Genomic DNA, 23,606 nt, shown 5'->3' with positions numbered 1-23,606 from the left:
GCGCTGCTGTAGCGTTCTGGAATGAATAGTTTCTGCAGTCCAATATGACCCAAACGCCTTGGCTTGGCTTTTCGATTGACCGCACATCTCCGATGCCGATCTTTGAACAGATTTGTACGGCGATGCGCGCGGCAATTGTCGCCGGGGAATTGCGACAGGGTCAGCGCTTGCCCGCGACACGGGTGTTCGCGACGGAACTTGGGTTGTCTCGGTCAACCGTGGTCACCGCCTATGAACAGCTTGTCGCCGAAGGCTATCTGCAAAGTGTCCAAGGGTCGGGCTATACCATTTGTGCGATGGGGGAAGTTGAACTCGAAAACTCTCGCACGAAACCAAAGGACGAACCGGCGGATGTCTCGGGGCTGGCCATACCCTTTGAATCCGGTCAGCCCGATATGCGCCTGTTTCCCCATCGTCAATGGGCCAAGGCGGTGGCGCGGGTCTGTCGCACCAACCCAGAAGCAATGTTGATTGGTGGCGGGCCGTTTGGCAATTTTGACCTGCGTCGCGCCATCGCCGCGCATGTTGCAGAATGGCGCGGACTTCAGGCCTCGGGGCATCAGGTGATTGTGACGGCTGGATCGTCAGATGCGCTTGATATCTGCCTGCGTGGGTTGGCACAAAACGGCGACACCATCGGCATTGAAACGCCGGGCTACCAACCGATCCACCATTTCGCCAAGGCGCAGGGGTTAAAGCCGCATTGGCTTGCTATTGACGCAGGCGGTGCGCGGTTGCCCCAAAGCACGCCGGATCCGCGGGTTGTGGTGCTAACGCCGTCACAACAATACCCGCTTGGTGGGGCAATGACGCCAAGCCGACGTCAGGAGTTTATTCGCTGGGCGGACGTCAATAACAGTTGGATCATCGAAGATGATTACGACAGCGAATTTCGTTATTCCGGGCGTCCCATTCCCGCCATGGCCGGCTTTGATCAACTCAATCGCACGGTCTATATTGGCAGTTTTTCCAAGATTTTCTCAAACGCCCTGCGGCTGGGCTATATCGTAGCGCCGCAGGGGTTGATGGACCAATTTCGCGCCGCCATCCGACAAACAGGTTTGCGGGCAAGCTATATGCCGCAACAGGCCTTGGCAGAGTTCATGGAGTCCGGCGAATTTTACCGACATTTGCGTCGGGTGCGTCGGGTTTATGGGGAACGACGTCGCTATTTGCTCGACAGATTGGTGGAGGATTTCGGTCAATTTGGTACGTTTGAAGACCATCAGGCAGGGATGCAGGTGGTCTTTCATCTGAAGTCTGATCTGCGTGACACAAAAATTGTGGAACACGCGCACTCACTGGGGCTGGATATTGAAGCGCTTTCAGGCTGTGCCTTTGTTCCGAGAGGGGAAAACGGCTTGATCCTTGGCTTTTGCGGTTACCAGATTGAAGATATGAGCGCGGCGCTGGACCGGCTGAAGCTCTGTTTCTGACCGGGTTAAAACCGTGTCGATCTAGGCCGGTGTTCTCAAAACCTCGGCAATGGTCGCCAACAATTCCGCTCGGCGGATCGGTTTCATCAGTCGGATGTCTTCTTGACGTAGACCATTGCCATGTACTGTGGCCTCGGCGGCATACCCAGTTAGAAAAATCGCCGGAAGGTCCGGTCGAATAGCGCGCAGTTCACGGACCAATCCGGGGCCAAGCAAGCGACCGGGCATGACAACATCCGTGACCAGAAGATCAAAGTCGTGATCCTTTTCGAAAACCTCCAAGGCGGCGTCGCCCGAGGTCGCGGCAACAACGTCATAGCCTGCTTTGCGCAAAACAGAGACAAGAATTGCCAAAACGCCGCTTTCATCTTCGGCCACCAAAATGCGACCGCCTTGTGGAGGCGCACCTAGGCGGGCATCCGCAACCAGAGGGTCGGGGGCGATATCAGCGGGGGCCATCGCATTGAAGAATAGCTTGAAAGTCGTGCCGACCCGTTCTTCGCTATAGACACGCACCGTGCCGCCGGATTGGCGAATGAAACCATCAATCATCGACAAACCAAGCCCAGAGCCGTCACCGGGCGGCTTGGTGGTGAAAAAGGGCTCAAACACTTGTTTCAACGTGTCTTTGGCAATTCCATGCCCGGTGTCACTTACCGCCATCATAACGTATTCGCCCGGATCGATATCCTCAAACTTGCTTTGAATCGTTTCTGTATCAATGACCAAATTGGCGGTTTCGATTGTCAGCTTGCCGCCGTCGTGCATCGCGTCGCGGGCGTTGATAATCAGGTTGAGCAAAGCGCTTTCGGTTGAGCTTGGATCGGCGCGAATGGTCCAAAGATCGTCGGCCAGATGCGTGTTTACCTCGATATGAGAGGGCAGGGTGCGCATGATCCAGTTTTGAGTGTTTAAGATCAGGTCATTTAGATGAAGCTCGGCCGGTTCCAGTTTGGCCTTGCGCGCAAAAGCCAACATGTTGCGTGTGAGATCCGCCCCACGGGTTGTGGCGTTGATGCTGGCATCCAGCATCTTGAGCAAATCTGGGTCCGTTATCTCATCGCGGGCCAGCTCAAGGTTGCCAAGTATGACCGCCAGAAGGTTGTTAAAATCATGCGCAACACCACCGGTTAGCTGCCCAATGGCTTCGCCACGTTGAGATTTAACAAGCGCGTCTTCGGCCAAGTGTTTTTCAGTTGCGTCAATCATGATCCCTTCGAGTTCGATGTCGCCATTGTCCGCCTTTACCGGACGCCCGCGTTCCCAGACCCAGCGTTGATCACCATCCAACGTGGTAACCCCATATTCGATCTCGTAAGGAATGTTTTGGGCCACTGCGTCGTCAATCACCTGCCGCAGGTATTGTTTGTCTGAAACATCTACTTGAAACAGGCTTTCGCTTCCAAACCTGTCCCAGTCATCAATTTGCCGAAATGGTTCAACAAACTGACGATAGTACCCCTTGCTGCGATAAACCGCTGACCAATTCTCATCGAGGCGAATCCGAAACAAGGCACCGGGAAGGTTATCGACGAGATTTGAGAGTTTGGCACGACTGTCTTTCAGGTCTTCACTCAGCTCGACTTGATCGGTGATGTCCAAAAGCACCCCAAGGGTCGAATTGACCCGCCCGGCATCGTCGTATCCAGGTTCCGTCCATTGTTTGAGATGGCGGATCGACCCATCGTCCCGGACAATACGCACCGTAATCGTCCAGCCCGTGCCGGTTTCACAAGCGGCTTCGACGAGGTCGCGATACCGGTCCCGGTCCTCTGGATGGTACCACAGCTGATCATGAGCAAAGGAATCTGTGCGTTCCAAATAGTCGTCAACCGAAACGCCAAAGATTTTAGCCATTTCCGGCGAGCAATAGGAACAACGATTTTCGTCGCGGTCCCAGATCCAATGCCCCAGATTCGCCAATTTAGAGGCATTCCGATAGCGTTGGGCAATTGCGTTGAGTTCCGCCTCTTGCTCGACCCGGTCGGTGATATCACGGGTCACACCAATATAGCCGGTAAACTTGCCGGTTGCGTCGAATTGCGGTTCCCCATTCGCCTCGCGATAGCTTTTGCTGCCGTCTGGGTTGTGATCAATAAGGGCAAGGTCCTTGATGATCTCATGGTTTTTCATGGCGGCAATGACCGTTTCCCAATCACCATTCAAGGGTTGCCGGGATGAAACTTCCCAAGGACGTAACCCTATCAAATGGGCCCCTTCGGGCGCGACGGTTGTTGGTCCACTGATCACCGATGTCACAACAAAATCTTCGTCGGTTTCCCAAAGACGGTCCACCGCCATTTGACTGAACAGGCTGAGGCGTTTTTTGTAGTCTGCGACGGTGCTGTCGGTGTCGACAAACTGCGCCTGAGCCATTGAGAGGGAAATCAATCCGGCCACGGCTTCTGCAAAGCGCATTTCTTTGGGGGCTCGTTGTCCGGCAAGGTCATCCTTGGCGCTCGTTGGATATTCGAGCAATAAGGCCCCATAGATGTCGCCGTTTTGCGTCAATGGGCACATAGTAAGGGCTTCGGTTTTCTCATTACCAAGTTGAGCCCCGAGGGATATCAACGCATCTGTGCGGTCACTCTCCATTCGAGAAGTCGTGATGACGGATGCCTTGAGAGCGGCTAGAACAGATGCATCAACCATCAGGGTTTTGGCTTCGCTCTTTGGGACGTTGGGGGCGACCGCCACCTGCTTTAGGTGCCGCAAGTCCGTGCTCAAGGTCCAAATCGAAGTCCGGTGTGCGAGGGACGCGTCGTTGATTGCCTGAGAAAAACACGCCATCTGTTCCGGCAAATGCAAGCCCGCAAAGGGGCGTTGCACCAATAGATCATACAGCGCGGTATCAAGAGAAGAAGAGGAGTCGTTGGCCTGCGTCATGAGTTACAGCATTGACCAACTTGGTTGTTTAACCAAGAAGAATTGAAGTTACGCATGTGTATCAACTGCAATAATTACTCACGTAAAGATATTTGAATGCGACTTTTTGTTGGGTGGTAACCAAAGAGCCTGTCTAGCCGCAGTATTTGCGAATTGCTGCGACGCTGCCTTGAGACCAAATCAGGTTGAGCCAGTGGGAAAACCGGTCCACAAAGATCGAATTGGTGGCCAGATCGCCATAGATATGATGCTGTTGCAACCATGCCTCGGGATCTGATTGTGCGGCGCGCGCGGTGCGTTCAAGGCTGTCCCACTGGGGGTCATTTGCCTCAATCTGCGTTCCGTCTTCGCGGGTTCCGGCACACATGCGGGCCCACAACGCTTCGACCAAAGACAAGCCATCAATCGGGCCATTGGCGTCAAGGGCATCGCGCAAAATCGGCAGGACAAACCCCGGATGTCGGGAAGAACCGTCAAAGGCCACTCGTCGGCTGGTATCATGGATCTCGGGGTTGGCAAAACGTGACTCGATCAGAGAAACATAGGCGGTTGGGTCCATCTCGGGGACTGGCTTGACATAGGGGGCAATCTCTTGGGTTTGCACCTTGCCGAACAAGGCAGAGATGTCGGGGTGCGCCATGCAGCCAGCAATGGTGCCAACCGAAAGCAACTCACCCGCATTGGCCAAAACTTGGTGCCCAGCATTCAGGATGCGGATTTTCATCGACTCGTAGTCGTGGACATCGGGAGTTAGCGTCGCGCCAACCTTGCCCCAATCTGGACGGCCGGCGCAAAAATCATCCTCGATGACCCATTGGCGGAAGTTCTCATGTGACACCGGTGCGGCGTCATCAATGCCGATTGTTTGGACAAGCTGCAATTCTTGCGGACCAGTGGCGGGCACAATGCAATCCACCATCGAATCCGGAAAGGCCCCAAAGGTGTTGATCCAAAGAGCCAAGTCAGGATCAATAAGACGCGCAACCGAAAGCACGGCCCTGCGGGTTATCTTGCCATTGCCCTGAAGATTGTCACAGCTTTGGACGGTAAAGGGGCCGATCCCGGCTGCGCGACGGGCGGCCAAGGCCGCAACGATAGCGCCAAACACACTTTTAGGGTGGTCTGGGTGCGAAATGTCATGCTGAATATCGGGATGGCTTTCGTCAAAACCCTTGCTTGGATCCGAGTAGTACCCGCCCTCAGTGATTGTTAGCGATACGATGCGAATACGCGGATCGCTCATGGCAGCAATCAATGCGCGGTTGCCGTCTTCGATCGGCAAATAGTCAATCATCGCCCCAGTGACCTCGGCGGACATGCCGGATGGGTCTAGTTCGATCAGGGTCGATAGGCAATCCTGCGCCAAAAGCCGGTCGCGCATGGCTTGGTCATAGGGGCGCACGCCAGCGCCGATAATGGCCCAATCATGGGCCAAGCCTTGTTGCATCAACCGATGGAGATACCACGCCTGATGGGCGCGATGAAAGTTGCCCAGCCCGATATGGATGATACCGGGGGTTAGTGACGCGCGGTCATAGTTTGGTACGGCGATGCTGCCTGGCAACATGTGCAAGGTCTCGTTCGAGAGTTTCATGGCTGTCACCTCCTGCAAAAAATCGTCCATCAGCTCATCCATTGCCCGCCATCGACATTGTAGGTTTGCGCAACGATGTAGTCGGCGTCATCGCTGGCAAGGAACACCGCCATTCCGGTTAGGTCAGCGGCGTGGCCCATGCGGCCATAGGGGACGGATTGGGCCACTTCGCGTTTCTTTTGGCCGGGGGCTTTGCCTTCGTATTTGGCAAAAAAAGCATCGACTCCGTCCCAGTGTTCGCCATCCACAACACCCGGCGCGATGGCGTTGACCTTGATGCCGTGGGTGATCAGATTGAGGCCTGCCGATTGGGTCAGGCTGATGATTGCGGCCTTGGTGGCGCAATAGACCGCGACCAGAGGTTCGCCGCGCCGACCCGCTTGGCTAGCCATGTTGATGATATGCCCGCCCTTGCCCCGCGCGATCATATGCTTGGCCACCGCCTGAAGCGTGAAAAGCGTGCCCGCGACATTGATGTCAAAGGCGCGGGAGTAATCGGCGCGGGTGATTTCCGCAATCGGGGCGGCGGTGAAAATGGCGGCGTTGTTGATCAGAATGTCGATATGACCAAGCGTTTCAACGGCTTGGGCGACAGCGGTGTCGATGCTGGTTTGGTCGGACACGTCCATATGAATAGCGACGGCACCAATTTCATCAGCGGTCTTTTTAGCGGCCGCCATGTCGATATCGGCAATGGCCACGCGCGCGCCCTCGGCGATGTAGCGCTCTGCAAACGCCCGGCCGATGCCGCGTGCGGCACCGGTGATCAACGCGGTTTTTCCAGCCAACCGGGTCATGCGAGGCGCAACCCGTCAGCACCAAAGCGGTGCAGATGCGCCGGATCAGGGGTGAGGAAAACCTTGGACCCATAGGACAGCGACAACTCCCCACCGGCGCGCACGGTCAACGGATCGGGGAAGGCATCGCATTTGACATGAAAGAACGTGTCAGAGCCAAGATGTTCAGAGACGCCGACTGTTCCGGCCCAAGTGCCTTCGGTCTCAGAAATGCTGATATGCTCGGGGCGGGTGCCAATTGTGTGGGCATCATGTTTGGCGGCCTCGGGCCCCTGGAGCAGGTTCATTTTCGGCGAGCCGATAAACCCGGCGACAAAGGTGTTGCGCGGCGCGCGGTAAAGCTCAAGCGGGCTGCCGACCTGTTCGATAACACCGGCTTGTAACACAACGATTTTGTCGGCCATGGTCATGGCTTCGACCTGATCATGGGTCACGTAGATCATCGTGGTGGCAAGGCGCTTGTGCAGCTCGGAGATTTCCAGACGCATGCCGACACGCAGGGCGGCATCGAGGTTTGACAAAGGTTCGTCAAACAAGAAAGCCGAGGGTTCGCGAACAATGGCACGGCCAATGGCAACACGCTGACGCTGACCGCCCGAAAGCTGACCGGGGCGGCGATCAAGGTAGTCGGTGAGGTTGAGGGCGGCGGCGGCACCGTCGATCCGGCGCTTTTGCTCATCCTCGGGGACACCGGCCATTTTCATCGGAAAAGCGATGTTCTTGCGCACCGACATATGCGGATAAAGCGCGTAGGATTGGAACACCATCGCCAATCCACGTTTGGCGGGGGGCACATGGGTCGCATCCTGATCGTCAATGCGAATATGGCCATCGGTGGTGTCTTCGAGCCCGGCAATCAGGCGGAGCAGGGTGGATTTTCCGCACCCCGAAGGCCCAACAAACACGGTGAATTCGCCGTCTTCGATGGTGAGGTCCAGAGGGGGGATGACTTCTGTGTCACCAAAGCATTTGCGGACTTGGTCCAGTACGATACGTCCCATTGGTCTTTCCTTATTTCACTGCGCCGAAGGTCAAGCCGGATACCAGTTGCTTTTGGCTGAACCAGCCCAAAACAAGGATCGGGCCAATGGCCATGGTGGATGCCGCGCTCAGCTTGGCAAAAAACAGGCCTTCCGGGCTTGAATAGCTGGCGATAAAGGCGGTGAGGGGGGCGGCCTTGGCCGCGGTCAGATTGAGGGTCCAGAAGGCTTCGTTCCAAGCAAGGATGAAGTTCAGGAGCAGGGTTGAAGCGATGCCGGGAATGGCCATCGGGGTGAGCACATGAATGATCTCTTCCTTGAGCGTGGCCCCGTCCATTCGCGCCGCTTCGAGGATTTCGCCGGGAATTTCCTTGAAGTAGGTGTAGAGCATCCAGACGATGATCGGCAGGTTCATAAGCATCAGCACCATGATCAGACCGGCGCGGCTATCCAAAATCCCCAGTTTGATGAAGATCAGGTAGATCGGGTAAAGAACGCCAACCGCGGGCAACATCTTGGTCGAGAGCATCCACATCAGAATGTCTTTGGTCCGCTTGGAAGGCACAAAGGCCATGGACCAGGCGGCAGGCACCGCGATGATGATGCCAAGAACAGTCGAGCCCCCGGCGATGATGATCGAATTCCACAAGAAACGCATGTAGTTAGAGCGTTCCATCACCGCGGCATAGTTTTCCAGCGTCCAGTCGAAGGCAAGGAATACAGGCGGGTCGGCGATTGCGGTGGCTTCGGTTTTGAAACTGGTCAGGATGGTCCAGAGGATCGGAAAGAAGATCAACAGACCAACCGACCAAGCGGCGACAGAATTGATAAGTTTGCGTTGTGGTGTAACTGAGCGGGCCATGGTTTTTCCTTACGCGTCCAGGTTCTTGCCAACGATGCGCATCAAGAAGATGGCGACGATATTGGCGAGGATGATGGCGTAAACACCGCCTGCGGAACCGAGGCCGACGTTTTGGCTTTCGAGAACGCGTTGATAGATCAGGTAAGTCAGGGTTTTGGTGCCAAAGCTGCCTTGGGTGGTGACAAAGATTTCCGCAAAGATGCCAAGCAGGAAGATGGTTTGGATCAACACAACAACAGTGATGGCGCGGCCAAGGTGGGGCAGGGTGATGTACCCAAAGCGTTTGAGCGGCGGTGCCCCATCCATTTCGGCGGCTTCAAGCTGTTCGCGATCCAGTGATTGAATGGCGGTGAGCAAAATCAGCGTCGCAAAGGGCAGCCATTGCCAGGACACGATCATTGTAATGGATTGCAGCGAGGCTTGGCTAAGCCATGATATGGGTTCTGCGCCAAAGAATTTCCAAAGATGGGCAAAGAGCCCGTTCACCGGGTCCATGAACATATTCTTCCAGACCAGCGCCGATACGGTGGGCATGACGAAAAACGGTGCGATGACGAGAATACGCACGATACCCTGGCCCCACATGGGCTGGCTTAGCAAGACGGCCAGGAGCACGCCAAAGACAACTGTGATCGCCAGAACGCCGCCAACCAAAAGGAGCGTGACCTGGATGCTAGGCCAAAACGAACTGGAAGAAACGAAGCGGGCGTAGTTGTCAAAACCGACCCAACCAAGATCGCCGCCGCGCAGCGGTAGATATTTTTTGAACGAAAACCAAAGTGTCATCGTCAGTGGAATAAGCATCCATCCCAAAAGCAGGATAACAGCGGGGGCCATCATTAGCCGGGCTGCGGATCTTGATTGCTGGGTAGCCATGTCAAACCTCTCCTATGCTGGCGGCGCGGAGGCCGTCAGGGGGATGGTGGCGGGAATTGGGAAAGAGTGCCAGAGGGGGAAGCGAGGTGTTCGCCCCTCTGACGGGGAGGAAGGATTAGTAGCCTGCGGCTTCCATCTCTTCCGAGGTCAAGGCTTGTGCCTTGGCCAGAGCTTCAGCGGCGGTCTGTTGACCGGCCAGTGCGGCAGAGAATTCCTGTCCAACCTGGCTTGCGATACCGGCAAATTCCGGGATGGCGGCGAATTGCACACCAACATATGGAACCGGATCAACGGTTGGGTTGTTTGGATCTGCTGACAGGATGCTGTCGAGGGTCATTTTGGCGAAGGGGATGTCCTTGTAGTTCTCGTTCTCATAGAGCGAGACACGAGCGCCCGGAGGAACGTTTGCCCAACCTTCTTTTTCAGCAACGAGTTCGATGTAGTCCTTGGATGTGGCCCACTGAATGAACTCTTTCGCGGGGCCTTCTTTCTGAGTGCCAGCCGGGATTGCAAGCGCCCATGCCCAGAGCCAGTTGCCGCGCTTGCCAAGACCGGTGTCGGGGGCAAGGGCAAAGCTCACCTTGTCGGCCACGGTGGAGTCGTTGGGATTTGTCACGAAGGATGCCGCAACGGTGGCGTCGATCCACATGCCGCATTTGCCCTGTTGGAACAGCGACAGGTTTTCGTTGAACCCGTTGTTCGATGCACCGGGAGGGCCCGCGTCATTCATCAACTCGATGTAGAAGTTGAGAGTGTTCGACCAAGCGTCACTGTCAAACTGTGGTTTCCAGTTTTCGTCAAACCAACGTGCGCCAAAGGCGTTGGAGGTTGCGGTCAGGAAGGCCATGTTCTCGCCCCAACCGGCCTTGCCGCGCAGGCAGATGCCATAGATTTCGGCGTCTTTGTCGGTCATTTTGCGCGCAGCATCAGCGACAAAATCCCACGTCGGCGCGTCAGGCATGTCCAGCCCGGCTTTTTCCATCAGGTCGCTGCGATACATGATCATCGAGCTTTCGCCATAGAATGGCGCGGCATACATGGTGCCTTCGTGCGATAGGCCGCCGCGCATGGCTGGCAGAATATCGTCGATGTCATAGTCCGCAGGCAGGTCGTCAAGCCCAACAAGCCAGCCGTTTTTCGCCCAGATCGGGGTTTCGTACATGCCGATTGTCATGATGTCGAACTGACCGCCCTTGGCGGAAATATCGGTGGTAACCCGCTGGCGAAGAACGTTTTCCTCCAGTGTGACCCACTCAACCTCATGGCCTGTTTTGGCGGTGAAATCGGCGGTCATTCCTTGCATGCGGATCATGTCACCGTTGTTCACGGTAGCAATTGTAATGGTCTCGGCGAATGCGCCGCTTGTCGCGATAAGCGATAGCGCTGTTGCCGCCCCAAATGCGTATTTCAAAGACATCCGAAATCCTCCCTTTTGGATGTTACTCCCCAACGCTACGAGAAAATATATCGCGACGTCAATTAAAAATTGACGCGCGTAAAGAAAAGAAAAAATTGCATTTTAAAACAATAGTTAAGCCGACCCTCTCATAACCAGTCGTCCGTCAAACAACGTGCTTTCGCGGTCTTTTCCCTTGGAGTTTGATTCGATGCAGGCGAAAAGTGTCTCTGCTGATTTCTGGGCAATGGCGGCGTAATCTTGGGCCACAGTGGTCAGCGTCGGGCAGGTGTAGCGCGAAAACGGGTGGTCATCGTGACCCGCAACGCGAAGGGCACAACCGGCGCCGATGCCAACCCGCATCCCCAATCCGTAGGCCGCCGACAGAAACCCGATGGCAAGACGGTCATTACTGCATAAAACCGTATCAGACGGCAAAGCGCGGTCGGAAATCACCCGCGTTCCCTCACGGAACCCGATTTCTTCAAAGTCCCAACCTTCACCCTCCACTTGGATCAACATGGGTTGATGGCCGAGGGCTTCCATCACATCGCAATACGTCTTGCGACGGCGGTAGGCGTTTGGGTTTGACGGCGTCTTCATCTCAAAAAACGCCGGGGCCTGGCCGGTGCGGCACAAGTATTTGCACATCATTTCGGTGGCCTGGGCATTGTTGTGGCCAATAAATCCGGCTCCGATGTCGTCAAGCTGATTGTCGAAGAGAACTGTTGGCACGTCATCGCAAAACTGCGCAATCGCCTCACGGTTAGATGCCCGCCCAAGAGGAGCCATCAAAACGCCTGCGGGTTTGATGGCGCGCAGATTGTCCAGATTGCCCACCTCTTGCCGAGGATCGCCATGCGAGCCAAGCAAAACCGGTCGAAACCCGGCGTCGATCACATGGGCTTCGATATTGCGGGCAATTTCGGCGAAAAACGGGTCAGCGAGATAGGGCACAATGATCCCAATATTTTTGGTCAACCGCCGGTTTTGGTTCATCGCGTACATGTTGGGGCGGTAGTCATGCAGCTGTAGCGCCGCTTCAATTTTTAGACGTGTCGATTTGCGGACACTGTCCGGGTCATTGAAGTATTTGGAGAGCGTTGGCCGTGAAATACCACTCACCGAAGCAAAATCTTCCATATTTTTGATTTTTGCTTCGCTCATTCGTCGCTTCCTCCGCCATTTGGGTGACACGTTGCCTCATGTTAGTTGACGCGCGCCAAATTTTCCAGAGTGCGGAGCCGTCTCAGCTACAAATGGACGTCGGTTTGGGCCTCGATGGATTCAACTAGTTTCAACGCAGCCTCGGACGGGACCAAAGAGCCCAATTTTTGCGCCAAACTCTGACCACGGGAAAGGTGGCCAGAGACACTATTTTGACCCACAGTGAGATAGAGGGATAAGGTTCGCTGCCGTCAGGAAGTCCAAATGACATTCGACCATCGAACCTGGTGAGCACAGGCCGCATGATTGAAGGTGCAAAGATCAGCGCAATTGAGGGCAAGCGTGGATTGATGGGGTGCGGCCAACTGGCCGATATCCACATGTAGAAATGTCCCGTTTTGAATCGGCACCGGGGCAGTCGCCCCAGTGCTTTCCCTTCGTTCTGTATTATTTGAGATAGTCCAACCAAGGGGATTGTTCGGCAATCATATGATCGACCATCGCGTCAATGCCCTTGGATTTGGTGACAACCGGATCGACCAGCAAGGCTTGAACAACAAGATCACGGCTCTTCTGCAAGATCGCTTCTGTCGTCATGTCGTGCACGCCGATTTGATTGCTCAAGAGACCGCGAACACCGGCGGGAATATCGACCGCAATCCCGTGCAGACCGGACTCGTCAATGATCGCCGGGACCTCGACACAAATCCAATCGGGCAGGTTCGCGACAAAGCCCTTGTTGGGAATATTCACAGCGGCTTCTTCATAGGACGGTGCGCCGGTCAGCGCTTCCATGATTGGGACCACGCGTTCTTTCAACATGTCCTCGATCTTGGGCTCGGTTTTGCCAAGGAAGTTGCGGTAATAAGTGTAGAAATCCAAAATTCCCTGATGATCCGAACAATCATGCGCCCATTGGATGTATTCGCCAAAATGGCTGTCATAAGTGATTGGCAGGGTGCCGAATTTCTCAAGCACAAAGGCAAAGAGCCAACGATCCGACCACGGGCGAATGGTCTCGATCTCGCTTAGATCGACGTTCATCCACCCTTCGGTTTCGATGGATGTTCCGGTTTTACGCGAGGCTTGCAGAATTTCGGAATAGCCGGGTTTGGTGCCAAAATAGGCCGCGGCCTTTGCACGTACATCGTCATAGGCGCTTGAACCGTCTTGCACATAGGTGACATCCGTCATGACGGAGAAATGGTTCAAGCCACCGGCGCGATAGCTAATTTCGGAGCGATCCACGCCCAGCAAAGGAGCCAAGTGACGCTCTAGCGATGCGATTTCATGACACATGCCCACAAATTGCAGATCGGGGAATTTGCGATGTACCGTGGTGCAAATACGGCTCATTGGGTTGGAATAGTTGAAGACGGTTGCGTCTGGGCAAACGTCCATAACCTTTTGGCAAATATCGAGGATTGGGGGGATGATCCGTAGGCTGTGAAACAACCCGCCAGGCCCCCCGTTTTCGCCGTAAACCTGTTGGATTCCGTATTGCTGGGGCACCTTCCAATCGAGATCCCAAAGGGCAAATCTATCACCAACTTCGATGGAAATCACAACAAAACGCGCACCTTGCAGGGCGACATCGAGGTCGGTTGTGGCGCTGAGTTTGTGGGGCAAGCGCTTGGCGGCAACAAACTCCTGAGCGGCTTGCAAAGTGCGTTTTGCCGCCGTCAGGTTGATGTCATGCAGCACGATTTCCGCGCCGCTTAAATGCTTGCTCTGAAAGATATCGCCGAGCATTCCGGAGCCGAACTGAAGGCTTCCGGCGCCGACAAGAACAATCTTGGTCATGGTGTCTGTCCTGTTTTGTGCGTGATGCACGTCTTAGTGAAGGTTATCGAATGGCCCGATCGAGGCCGTCAAAGCGGTGTGCATGGCCGGATCGAGGGCGCAGGCTCAGGTGGGTGCCAAGCCCGATGTTTTGCTTACCGGGCTGGCGCACAATCAGCGGTTCTTGGGCCCCGATTTCAACAAAGAGAAAGTGATCGGACCCGAGGTTTTCAGCATGGACAATTTTGCCGGACCAAAGCGCCTCGGCCTCCGCGCAGGTCTCGATATGTTCGGCGCGAATTCCGTAGGTGGCACAGTCATGTGCCGCCGCCAGATCACCCGTCAGCAAGTTCATTTTAGGAGAGCCAATGAAACCGGCCACAAAAACACTGTTGGGGGCATCATAAAGTTCTTCCGGTGTGCCGACTTGTTCAACCAGCCCATCGCGAAGCACGCAAATCCGATCGGCCAAAGTCATGGCTTCGACCTGATCATGAGTGACGTAAATCATCGTCACACCGTCCATTTCGTGATGTAACCGGGCGATTTCCAAACGGGTCTGAACGCGCAGCGCCGCGTCGAGGTTGGACAGCGGCTCATCAAACAAGAACACGCGTGGGTCCCGCACAATGGCGCGGCCAATCGCGACCCGCTGACGTTGTCCACCGGATAGGGCCTTGGGTTTGCGATTCAACAGATGGTCAATTTGTAACATCTTGGCCGCGGCCGTCACCCGTGCGTTCATGTCCTCCTTGGAAGACTTGGCCAGCTTCATCCCAAATGCCATGTTGTCGAATACGCTCATGTGTGGGTAAAGCGCGTAGGACTGGAAGACCATGGCAACACCGCGTTTGGAGGGGATGTGGTCATTGACACGCGTTCCGTCAAACTCAAGATCGCCGCTGCTGATTTCTTCTAGTCCCGAAATCAGCCGTAACAGGGTCGATTTTCCACATCCCGACGGGCCAACGAAGACCATGAACTCACCCTTGCGGATGTCCAGGTCGACGCCTTTGATGACATCCACAGCGCCAAAGCTTTTGCGCAGATTTTTCAGCTTTATCTCAGCCATTGCAGGTTATCCTTTGACGCCGCCAGCGGTCAGGCCAGCCACGATTTTGCGTTGAAAGATCAGGACGAGAATGATGAGGGGCACCGTTACAATGACCGATGCCGCCATCAAAAGCCCCCATGGGGTTTCGAACTCGCTACTGCCGGTCAGCAAGGCAATCGCCACCGGTACGGTGCGCTGGCTGTCCGACGCGGTAAAGGTCAGAGCAAAGAGGAACTCGTTCCACGCACCGATAAACGCGAGAAGCCCGGTGGTGACCAAGGCCGGCCACATCAGCGGCAAAAAGACTTGGGTCACGATATTCCACGGCGTCGCGCCGTCGATGATGGCTGCCTCTTCGATTTCGATAGGCAAATCGCGCATAAAGGTGGTCAGAACCCAGACCGTGAAGGGCAGGGTGAAGATTGTGTAGGACATGATCATTGCCCAAGGCGTGTTGTAGATACCAAGGGCGCGCACCAGCTCGAACAACCCGGCCAAAACCGCGATTTGTGGAAACATCGAGACGGCGAGGATCGACATAAGCAGCAACCCACGCCCGCGAAACCGGACCCGCGCCAGAGCGTAAGAGGCGGTGACCGCGAGGACCATGGCAAAACAGACGGTCGATCCTGCAATCAGGAGGGAATTCCAAATGCTTCGGGCAAAATTGCTGTTCGACAACACTTCGACATAGTTGCTGAGGTCAAAGGAGGTCGGAAAATAGTCGATCTCAAACAGCGCCGTGCCGGTTTTGAAGCTGGTGATGATCGCATAGTAAAACGGAAAGACCGCAATGACGACAATGACGATGACAAGTGTATAGAAGCTTGTGGTTTTGACGAAGGCGCTCATGATTTTTCCCCCGAAAGGTCAACGCGACCAAGCCAGATATAGGCGGAGACAACCAACGCAATCAGCGCAAACAGCAGTGTCGATTGTGCCGAGCCATAGGCGAACTTGTCAAAGTCAATGAGGTTTTCACGCGCAATGACCGACATGGTTTTGGTCGCTTTAGAATTGGGGGTGAGCACATAAATCAGGTCAAACACCCGAAGCGCGTCCAGCATTCGAAAAATAACCGCGACCATCAGGGCCGGCCGAATGAGTGGGAGCGTGACACGGAAAAACACACGGATCGGGTGGATGCCATCGACGCGGGCGGCCTCATAAATGTCTTTGGGCACCATCTGAAGCCCAGCAAGGCAGAGCAACGCCATAAAGGGGGTGGTTTTCCAGACATCCACGATCAGAACAGCGGCTAGGGCGGTGTCGGCATTGGCGGTCCACGCGACCTTGGTGTCAATCAAACCGAGCTTGAGCAGCATGTCATTGATGATGCCGAATTGGTCATTAAGCATCCAGCCCCACATACGCGCCGAAACGATTGTCGGGATCGCCCAAGGGATCAAAATAGCGGCGCGCACCCAGCCGCGACCGACGAAATTGCGGTGCAAGACAAGGGCAACACCGAGGCCAAGGATGGTTTCCAATCCAACCGAAACAAGAGCAAAGCGAATAGTGTTCCAGAAGGCGTTCCACCATGCCGGATCGGCCAGAGTTCCACGCCAAATCACCCGGCCGGATGAGAGTTTGCGATAGCTGAGGTAGTTGTCAAAGCCGATCCACTCGCCACCATATAGGCTTGTGAGGGTTGTATCGGTGAACGAAAAATAGATCGTGCGCAACAGCGGCCAGGCGGCCACAAAGAACAGCGCGGCCAGCATCGGAGCAAGGAACCAAAGCGCCGCACGGCGACGTTGCTCGCTCAGGCTTGGACCTGTCGGGGAGTGTGAGAGGCTCATGGCGTGTCCAGAAGTCAGAGATCAGGGGCGGGTTGGCCGGGATGCCCAGACCAACCCTAGGGAGGAGGTTTTACCAGCCGGACCCTTTGAGGTCGGACAGTTCGAGCTCAAGGAGTTCAAGGTTTTCAGCTGCAGTACCATCACCCGAAAGAGTGTTATGCACAGCGGACCAAAACTTGGACGATACCTCGTTGTAGTCGCCTTGTGTCGGGGCCGATGGGCGCGGAACTGCCTGAAGGAACACGTCTTTCCACTGTGGGATAATTGGGGCGGATGCGGCGATATCTGCGTCTTCGTAGAGCGACATGATGGTTGGCAAACGGCTGCCCAGCAAGGCGCGGGTTTTCTGCCCCTCGGGGCTTGCCAGATACATCGCCAGAGAAATCGCGGCGTCCTGGTGTTCCGAATACTTGGAGACGGCAATGTTCCAACCGCCCAGGGTTGCGGCGCTGGTGTTATGACCACCACCAGTGGGCAAGGTGGTCACCCCAAATTTACCTTTGACGGGGCTGTCATCCGTGTTGCCCAAACTGTAGGCATAGGGCCAATTTCGCATGAAAATGGCATTGCCTGTCTGCCAAATGCCGCGTGCTTCTTCTTCTTTGTAGGCCAGAACTCCTTCGGGTGAGATTTTCCCAATCCAGCTTGCCGCGAGTTCAACCGCTGATATGGCCTTTTCGTTGTTGATTGAAATATCGCCGTTGGGCTCAACAATTTGACCACCGCCAAAGCTCTTGACCCATTCCAACGCATTACAGGTCAGGCCTTCGTAGGCGTTGCCTTGCCAGACAAATCCCCAAAGGTCGTCATTGCCTTCGGCACGTTCGGCGTCTTGAATCTTTTGTGCGGTTTCGGTGAGCTCTTCCCATGTCGAAGGCACGCTTGCGCCGTGTTTTTCCAGCAGATCCCTGCGATAGTACAAGGCCGGCGCGTCGGTATAAAGTGGCAAGGCAACCAATTTGTCACCCACTGTTTGACTTTCTACGATTGATGGGAAGTGGCCCTTCATCAACTCGCCAGCAACATCAGACAAATCGACAAACTGCTCGGCTAGTTGCGGCGCCCAAACCACATCGGTTTGATATAAATCGATGTCTTTGTTTCCGGCGGCGAGCCACAGGCGGTATTGCCCAAACTGGTCGGTGGTCGAACTCGGCATCGGGACCAAGGTCACAGTGTGGCCGGTGGCCTCTTCCCATGGCGCAACGATCTTTTCGAAATTCTCGATTTTGGAGCCGGATATGCCCGATGCAAGCGTCACGTTCTCGGCTAGAACAGTCGATGCCGTTGCAACGATAGCAGCAGCGCCTAGCAACGTGTGGGAAATAGAATTGGTCATGTGTTCCTCCTGTTGATGCCGGGCCTCCCGCCCAACCGAAACGTTTCGGATTTGCGTGACACGCTTACCGAAACGTTTCGGATTTATGGATAAATGCATCTTGATCTGTCAAGCGACTTTGTGGACTGGGCGTTTGATCAGTGGCCGTTCCCGGACTTAAGCCTCTGAAAACGCGTTGGAACGGGCTTTGATATTTCTCAAAGACGTTCTCGCATTTCGGTTTGACAGACTTAGAAACCCCACGAAAACAGCCGCGTTACCGCAAAAGTCACGGTAAACTGATCTGCACTGCCCTGTTTGGTGATAGGAGAATCGGCGGCATCATTCAGCAATTGATCCCAGCGCGCACCGCCGATCAACGCCCATTTGTCGTTTATCGCATAGTGCCCGGTCAGGTCCAAACCGGCGCTTAGCGCCCCACCTGAGGCATTGAAGGCCGTGAATTTGCCGCGGCTGGCTGCGGATTCAGATGGGGTGACGCCGAAATAGGTCGACGCGTATTTGTCATTGCCAAACAAAATGCGCGGGCCAAAAGTGACCATTAGTTTGTCATTCGGTCGCGCCACATAGTCAGCTGCTAATTCGCCAACCCAGCCATTGTGGCCGGTCAGCCCATAGCGTGCATCGGCATGGGCTCGGAAATGGCGGTTTCGGTAACCAAAGCCCAAGCCAATCTCTACCGATGTATCAATGTCGTCCAACCCCTCAAGTTCCGAGTGATCCTCCGAACTGCGTTTTTTCACAACGCGGACTGACCCACGCGGACCAAAACCGAGCTTTTCATCGTCCGGATCACGAGAGCCAAACGTATAATCGCCAGGCAATCGCAGGAAGCGAAATCCAAAAGCGATATCAGGGGTGACCTCGTAGTCATCAGATCCGAAATATGTCGGTGACGTCTTTAGACCACCGCCAAAGGCAAACAAGAATTCTGCCGCAGGAGAGGTGGAGGTCTCGACATCCTGTGAGAAACCCCAGTTAGGAAGAGCAATGACTGCGGCGGTGGACAGAAAACGAATGAACATTTGGCGACCTGACGTTCTAGAAGTGTCCACGCGACCCAAAACCGAGGCTTGTGAGGTGTGGTCATCTTGGCGATTGATTTGATCGGTGACATAGCCCCAGTCGGGGGAAGGTCAACGAGTTTGCTGTCTCGCTCTGGCCGACGACGCCCGCTCGATGAACTCAACATCACAAATGCGTTGCATTGATATGTTTTCGTCGCCGCCAATCGCGGCGCAAAGAATGTCAGCCAGCTCTGACCAGCTATCGCTAAACGGGGATCTGGTGACGGTCAAAGACGGATAAAAAGCCGACCCACGGATGTTGTACAACACGTCATCATGCGCGACCACCGACACATCGTCAGGAATGCGGAGCTCCATGGCTTGCAGGGCGGAATAGGCCCCCTTGGCCAAAAGAACATTGCCACAGATCAGCGCGGTTGGCCGATTGGGGCGGTCGTCAAACAGACGGGCAGTGGCCACCATACCATTGCCTTCGGTCATTCGGGCCGAAATCACCAATTCAGGATCGTAAGGCAGGCCCGCGGCGCGCAAACCAGCTTGATACCCCTCGATGCGATATTCGGAAAAGGCATGCCCACGCCGCCCGTTCAACATGGCGATCCGGCTATGCCCCAAATCGGTCAAGTGTTGAACATGGCGCAAAACCACGGCGGCGTTGTCGATGTCAAAATAGGGGTGGGCGGCGTCTTTGGCGGTGCGACCATGAACGACAAACGGCGTGTTCATTGTTTCCAAAAGCTTGACCCGAGGATCATCCAATTCTGTGTCGAGCAAGACAAACCCATCAAACGACCCACTCGCTGCTGCTTGACGATAGACAGGGAGAGGGTCCGCGCCGGGCGGCATCATGTGCAGCACAAATTGCATTCCGCGCTGAAAGAATTCATCGGACAGGCCAGAAATGGTTTCAAGGCTTGACAGGTCCGACGGGCCGGACAATCCACCGGGCCGAATAAGAGACACCAATCCGCTACGCCCAGTAACCAAAGATCGAGCCGATTGATTGACCACATATCCAAGGTCACGCGCTGCGGCATGGACGCGCTCTTTGGTGGCCTCGCTGACATCGGAATGATTGTTCATGGCCCGGCTGACCTGCGTCACCGACAGTCCGAGATGTTTGCTGATATCCTTGAGTGTCGCCATGGTGCCAAGCAATGGCACACAGGGGGGAAAAAGAAAACCACAACGTTTCGGTGGGTTTCGGAGTAGCCCTTGCAAATCCGCACTTTACCTGTGGGCCGCCAACGCTGGCTATTTGCGTATTTCTCTTGCATGTTTGTTCAAAATTGCCGCGCAACCTGTGCCGCTCCCCATTGGTAAAGGACCCGTTTGCCATGACCGATATTCTGCTTGCCGCTTTTGTGTTTCTCGTTGCTGGTGTGGTCGCTGTTCCCATCGCGTCGCGACTTGGGCTTGGCTCTGTGCTTGGCTTCTTGATCGCAGGCATTGCCATCAGCCCGATCCTGGCTTGGCTGCATGTTGACGTGGTTTCGATCCAACATTTTGCCGAGTTTGGCGTTGTGATGATGTTGTTTCTCGTTGGTCTTGAGCTGGAACCAAAAATGCTATGGGACATGCGCGCCAAACTTTTGGGGCTTGGTGGCGGGCAGGTCGGGCTAACCACTGTTGTGGTGATGATGGTCGCGCTGGCCTTTGGTCAACCCTGGACTGTGGCTTTGGCGATTGGCTTGGTCATGGCCTTGTCGTCCACGGCAATCGTTCTTCAAACACTTGGCGAAAAGGGGCTTATGCGGAGCGATGGCGGGCAGGCCAGTTTCTCGGTTCTTTTGTTCCAAGACATCGCTGTGATCCCGATGCTTGCCCTAATCCCCTTGCTGGCCATGCCGGAATTGGTCGAAGCCTTGTCCCATGCGTCACACGGCGACGATGGGCATGGCAGTTCGATGAGCCTTGTCGAGGGTCTTCCGGGGTGGGCTGCGGGCTTGGTCACGCTGGCGGCGATTGCCGGGGTGATCGTCATCGGCTCGCACCTGACCGGCCCGATCTTTCGGTTTATTTCTGGTGCCGAAATGCGCGAGCTGTTCATATCTGCAGCCCTCATGATTGTGATTGGCATTGCGCTTTTGATGTCACTTGTCGGGTTGTCTCCGGCGCTTGGCACCTTTTTGGCCGGGGTTGTTCTGGCCAATAGCGAATATCGCCACGAACTCGAAAGCGACATCGAACCTATCAAAGGGCTGCTCTTGGGTCTGTTCTTTATGACCGTTGGCGCGGGTATCAATTTTACCCTGCTGTTTGACAACTTCGCGCTTATTCTTGGCCTGACGCTTGGCTTGATGGTGGTGAAATCGGCGGTGCTCTTTGTGCTGGCGGTGATCTTCAAATTGCAAGGCGTGGATCGGTGGTTGTTCACGCTCGGCCTTGCCCAGGCCGGTGAATTCGGCTTTGTTTTATTGGCCTTTACTGTGTCCAACGCGGTGATCCCCGGCGATTTGGCCCAGATTTTGCTCCTGATCGTCGCTTTGTCGATGCTCTTTACGCCGGGGCTCTTCATCCTCTTCGACAAGGTTGTCGCGCCGCGTTTTGCCCAAGCTGAACAGCGCGAAGCAGATGAGATTGAAAACCGATCTGATATCATCATCGCCGGACATGGCCGGGTGGGCGGCTTGATCGCTCGGATTTTGCGCGGCTGTGGTATGAACCCGACGGTGATAGATTTCTCCTCAGCTCAGCTTGAAATCCTCAAAGCCTTTGACATGAAAGCCTATTACGGTGACGCAACGCGGCCCGATTTGCTTCATGCCGCAGGAATTTCCGAGGCCAAACTGTTTGTGATTGCCATTGATGACAAGGAACGGATCACCCAATTGGCGAAGTACCTTCAAGCCCATCATCCCGATGTCCACATCGTGGCACGGGCGCTGGACCGCAATCATGTCTATGATCTTTGGGCTACCGGGTGTCGTGACATTATCCGCGAAACCTATGACAGTTCGATGCGTATGGGGCGCAGTTCGATCGAGGCGCTAGGGTTCTCGCGGGAGCAAGCCGATGACATGATCGAGGCGTTTAACGTGCTTGACCGCCGCTTGATGTTGGACGCGGCCCAGCATTACGACCCGGATATCCCGCCGATGGAAAACGAGGCTTACCTGAACTCAATCCGCGAGAAACGCGATGAATGGCAGGCCGAATTGGGTGAACAAATGCAAACTATCATGTCAGGTCCAAACAGGTCATGAGCGATGAACAAGCCAAATTCCTAAACGGAAGTTTAACAACCCATATTGTCACCATGTCGCTGACGGCGGCAGTTGGATTTGTCGCGTTGTTCATCGTTGATCTTGTCGACATGCTGTTCATCTCGATGCTGGGAATAGAAGAGCTGGCGGCAGCGGTCGGATTTGCCGGAACCATCCTGTTTGTCACGACGTCCCTGTCAATTGGGTTGGGTATCGCTGGCGGGGCTTTGGTTGCCAAAGCGCTCGGCGAAGGCAAAGCGGATCGCGCCCGCGAGTTGTTGACACATGTTTTGTTGGTCGGCTTCGTCTTTTCCGTGGTTGTGGCGATTTTGATCTACCAAAACCTGGCCGGATTGACCGCACTGGTTGGGGCATCAGGCCCAACACAGGACTTGGCCGTCTCCTACTTGCAAATTTTGGTCCCAACCATGCCGATCTTCTTGATTGGAATTGTCGGTTCGGCGGCTCTGCGTAGCCACGGCGCGGCGAAACTGTCGATGATGGCCACCCTCAGCGCCGGGGTCGTTAACGCCGTACTTGACCCGATCTTCATTTTCACGCTCGACATGGGGCTTGCAGGGGCGGCCTGGGCCTCGGTCACAGCGCGCGTCACGGTGGCGGGCGTGTCCTTGTGGTATCTCTTCCGCCGCTACGGTGGCCTAGCGACGCTGTCTCCCAAAGCGGTATTGAATGATCTAAAACCGATTGCGGCCATAGCGTTGCCGGCGATGTTGGCCAATGTCGCCACCCCGATAGGCGGAGCCTATGTCACCCGCGCCGCCGCTGAGTTTGGCGAAGCCGCCGTGGCAGGCATGGCGGTGATCGGCCGGGTTACGCCGGTGGCTTTTGCATTGATCTTTGCCATGTCCGGGGCCATCGGCCCGATCATCGGCCAGAATTTCGGAGCGCAGCGGCATGATCGTGTCCGCAAGGCGTTCAACAGCGCTATGGTTTTGATCGTGATCTATGTTTTCCCAGTGGTCGGTGTGCTTTACCTGTCCCGCGATCTGATTGCTGACATGTTCAACGCCACCGGGATCGCCCGCGACTTGATCTATCTGTTTTGCGGGCCATTGTCGTTGCTTTGGATTTTCAATGGGATCATCTTTGTCGCCAATGCATCATTCAACAATCTTGGCCACCCGTTCTATTCCACATGGGTCAATTGGGGCCGCAACACCTTGGGTGTCATCCCCTTTGTCTATTTTGGCGCGCAATATTGGGGGGCTGCCGGGGTTTTGATTGGCCAAATGGCAGGCGGGGCCTTTGTCGCTCTGGTCGCCTTGGTCATGGCCGAACATGTGATGCGCAAAGCTGAGCGGGATAAATGTTGCCCAACCGACAAGCCCGAATTTGCCCGGCATCGCCGCCCCTTTACCATTTTGCATCATCGCAGATGAC

18 protein-coding genes are annotated in these 23,606 nt (G+C 55.2%); 3 read left to right on the top strand and 15 right to left on the bottom strand.

Annotated elements, in window-relative coordinates; genetic code table 11:
* The first annotated feature begins 44 nt into the window (after window positions 1-44).
* Entirely contained in the window at window positions 45-1,436 is a 1,392-nt protein-coding gene (gene pdxR, locus AC5EFR_RS18980; RefSeq protein ID WP_493577308.1) for a MocR-like pyridoxine biosynthesis transcription factor PdxR, read from the top strand.
* 21 nt (window positions 1,437-1,457) lie between these two features.
* On the opposite strand, the gene AC5EFR_RS18975 is transcribed toward pdxR, so the two are convergent.
* The 15 genes from AC5EFR_RS18975 to AC5EFR_RS18905 all read right to left on the bottom strand — a co-directional run bounded on the left by AC5EFR_RS18975 (window position 1,458) and on the right by AC5EFR_RS18905 (window position 20,145).
* The gene (locus AC5EFR_RS18975) at window positions 1,458-4,322 is read right to left on the bottom strand and encodes a PAS domain-containing protein (protein WP_493577307.1); all 2,865 of its coding nucleotides are present in this window, start codon (window positions 4,320-4,322) and stop codon (window positions 1,458-1,460) included.
* 133 nt (window positions 4,323-4,455) lie between these two features.
* Entirely contained in the window at window positions 4,456-5,946 is a 1,491-nt protein-coding gene (locus AC5EFR_RS18970; protein ID WP_493577306.1) for a mannitol dehydrogenase family protein, read from the bottom strand.
* Window positions 5,946-6,713 (bottom strand): L-iditol 2-dehydrogenase, encoded by a 768-nt coding sequence (locus AC5EFR_RS18965; RefSeq protein WP_493577305.1) that lies wholly within the window; start codon window positions 6,711-6,713, stop codon window positions 5,946-5,948. The genes AC5EFR_RS18970 and AC5EFR_RS18965 overlap by 1 nt, the downstream gene beginning before the upstream one ends.
* Window positions 6,710-7,714 carry an ABC transporter ATP-binding protein gene (locus tag AC5EFR_RS18960; RefSeq protein WP_493577304.1) on the bottom strand — a complete coding sequence of 335 codons (1,005 nt, stop codon included), beginning with the start codon at window positions 7,712-7,714 and terminating at the stop codon, window positions 6,710-6,712. The genes AC5EFR_RS18965 and AC5EFR_RS18960 overlap by 4 nt, the downstream gene beginning before the upstream one ends.
* A 10-nt stretch (window positions 7,715-7,724) precedes the next feature.
* Window positions 7,725-8,555: a carbohydrate ABC transporter permease gene (locus AC5EFR_RS18955; RefSeq protein ID WP_493577303.1), complete on the bottom strand. Its 831-nt coding sequence runs from the start codon at window positions 8,553-8,555 to the stop codon at window positions 7,725-7,727.
* Window positions 8,556-8,564: 9 nt separating this feature from the next.
* Complete coding sequence (locus AC5EFR_RS18950) at window positions 8,565-9,431, bottom strand: carbohydrate ABC transporter permease (RefSeq protein WP_493577302.1); 867 nt, start codon at window positions 9,429-9,431, stop codon at window positions 8,565-8,567.
* Window positions 9,432-9,546: 115 nt separating this feature from the next.
* Window positions 9,547-10,848, bottom strand: coding sequence for an ABC transporter substrate-binding protein (locus AC5EFR_RS18945; protein WP_493577301.1), 1,302 nt, complete (start codon window positions 10,846-10,848; stop codon window positions 9,547-9,549).
* 114 nt (window positions 10,849-10,962) lie between these two features.
* Window positions 10,963-11,994: a LacI family DNA-binding transcriptional regulator gene (locus AC5EFR_RS18940; protein ID WP_493577300.1), complete on the bottom strand. Its 1,032-nt coding sequence runs from the start codon at window positions 11,992-11,994 to the stop codon at window positions 10,963-10,965.
* Window positions 11,995-12,441: 447 nt separating this feature from the next.
* A complete protein-coding gene (locus tag AC5EFR_RS18935) occupies window positions 12,442-13,797 on the bottom strand; it encodes a family 4 glycosyl hydrolase (RefSeq protein ID WP_493577299.1) in 1,356 nt (451 codons plus the stop codon).
* A 43-nt stretch (window positions 13,798-13,840) separates the two neighbouring features.
* The gene (locus tag AC5EFR_RS18930) at window positions 13,841-14,848 is read right to left on the bottom strand and encodes an ABC transporter ATP-binding protein (protein ID WP_493577298.1); all 1,008 of its coding nucleotides are present in this window, start codon (window positions 14,846-14,848) and stop codon (window positions 13,841-13,843) included.
* A 6-nt stretch (window positions 14,849-14,854) separates the two neighbouring features.
* A complete protein-coding gene (locus AC5EFR_RS18925) occupies window positions 14,855-15,682 on the bottom strand; it encodes a carbohydrate ABC transporter permease (RefSeq protein WP_493577297.1) in 828 nt (275 codons plus the stop codon).
* Window positions 15,679-16,632, bottom strand: coding sequence for a carbohydrate ABC transporter permease (locus AC5EFR_RS18920; protein ID WP_493577296.1), 954 nt, complete (start codon window positions 16,630-16,632; stop codon window positions 15,679-15,681). Before AC5EFR_RS18920 ends, AC5EFR_RS18925 begins: the two co-directional genes overlap by 4 nt.
* 70 nt (window positions 16,633-16,702) lie before the next feature.
* Complete coding sequence (locus tag AC5EFR_RS18915) at window positions 16,703-17,971, bottom strand: ABC transporter substrate-binding protein (RefSeq protein ID WP_493577295.1); 1,269 nt, start codon at window positions 17,969-17,971, stop codon at window positions 16,703-16,705.
* A gap of 230 nt (window positions 17,972-18,201) precedes the next feature.
* Entirely contained in the window at window positions 18,202-18,996 is a 795-nt protein-coding gene (locus tag AC5EFR_RS18910) for a MipA/OmpV family protein (RefSeq protein ID WP_493577294.1), read from the bottom strand.
* A gap of 111 nt (window positions 18,997-19,107) precedes the next feature.
* On the bottom strand, window positions 19,108-20,145 hold the full coding sequence (locus AC5EFR_RS18905; protein ID WP_493577293.1) for a substrate-binding domain-containing protein: 1,038 nt from the start codon (window positions 20,143-20,145) through the stop codon (window positions 19,108-19,110).
* A 191-nt stretch (window positions 20,146-20,336) separates the two neighbouring features.
* Here AC5EFR_RS18905 and AC5EFR_RS18900 point away from each other — a divergent pair, with 191 nt between their 5' ends.
* On the top strand, window positions 20,337-22,205 hold the full coding sequence (locus AC5EFR_RS18900; RefSeq protein ID WP_493577292.1) for a cation:proton antiporter domain-containing protein: 1,869 nt from the start codon (window positions 20,337-20,339) through the stop codon (window positions 22,203-22,205).
* On the top strand, window positions 22,202-23,605 hold the full coding sequence (locus AC5EFR_RS18895; protein ID WP_493577291.1) for an MATE family efflux transporter: 1,404 nt from the start codon (window positions 22,202-22,204) through the stop codon (window positions 23,603-23,605). Before AC5EFR_RS18900 ends, AC5EFR_RS18895 begins: the two co-directional genes overlap by 4 nt.
* Window position 23,606 lies beyond the last annotated feature (1 nt).

The sequence above is a fragment of the Pelagimonas sp. genome (assembly GCF_058892305.1).
The sequence above is the reverse complement of the archived record's forward strand: the minus strand, read 5'-3'. Positions and strand labels throughout refer to the sequence as shown.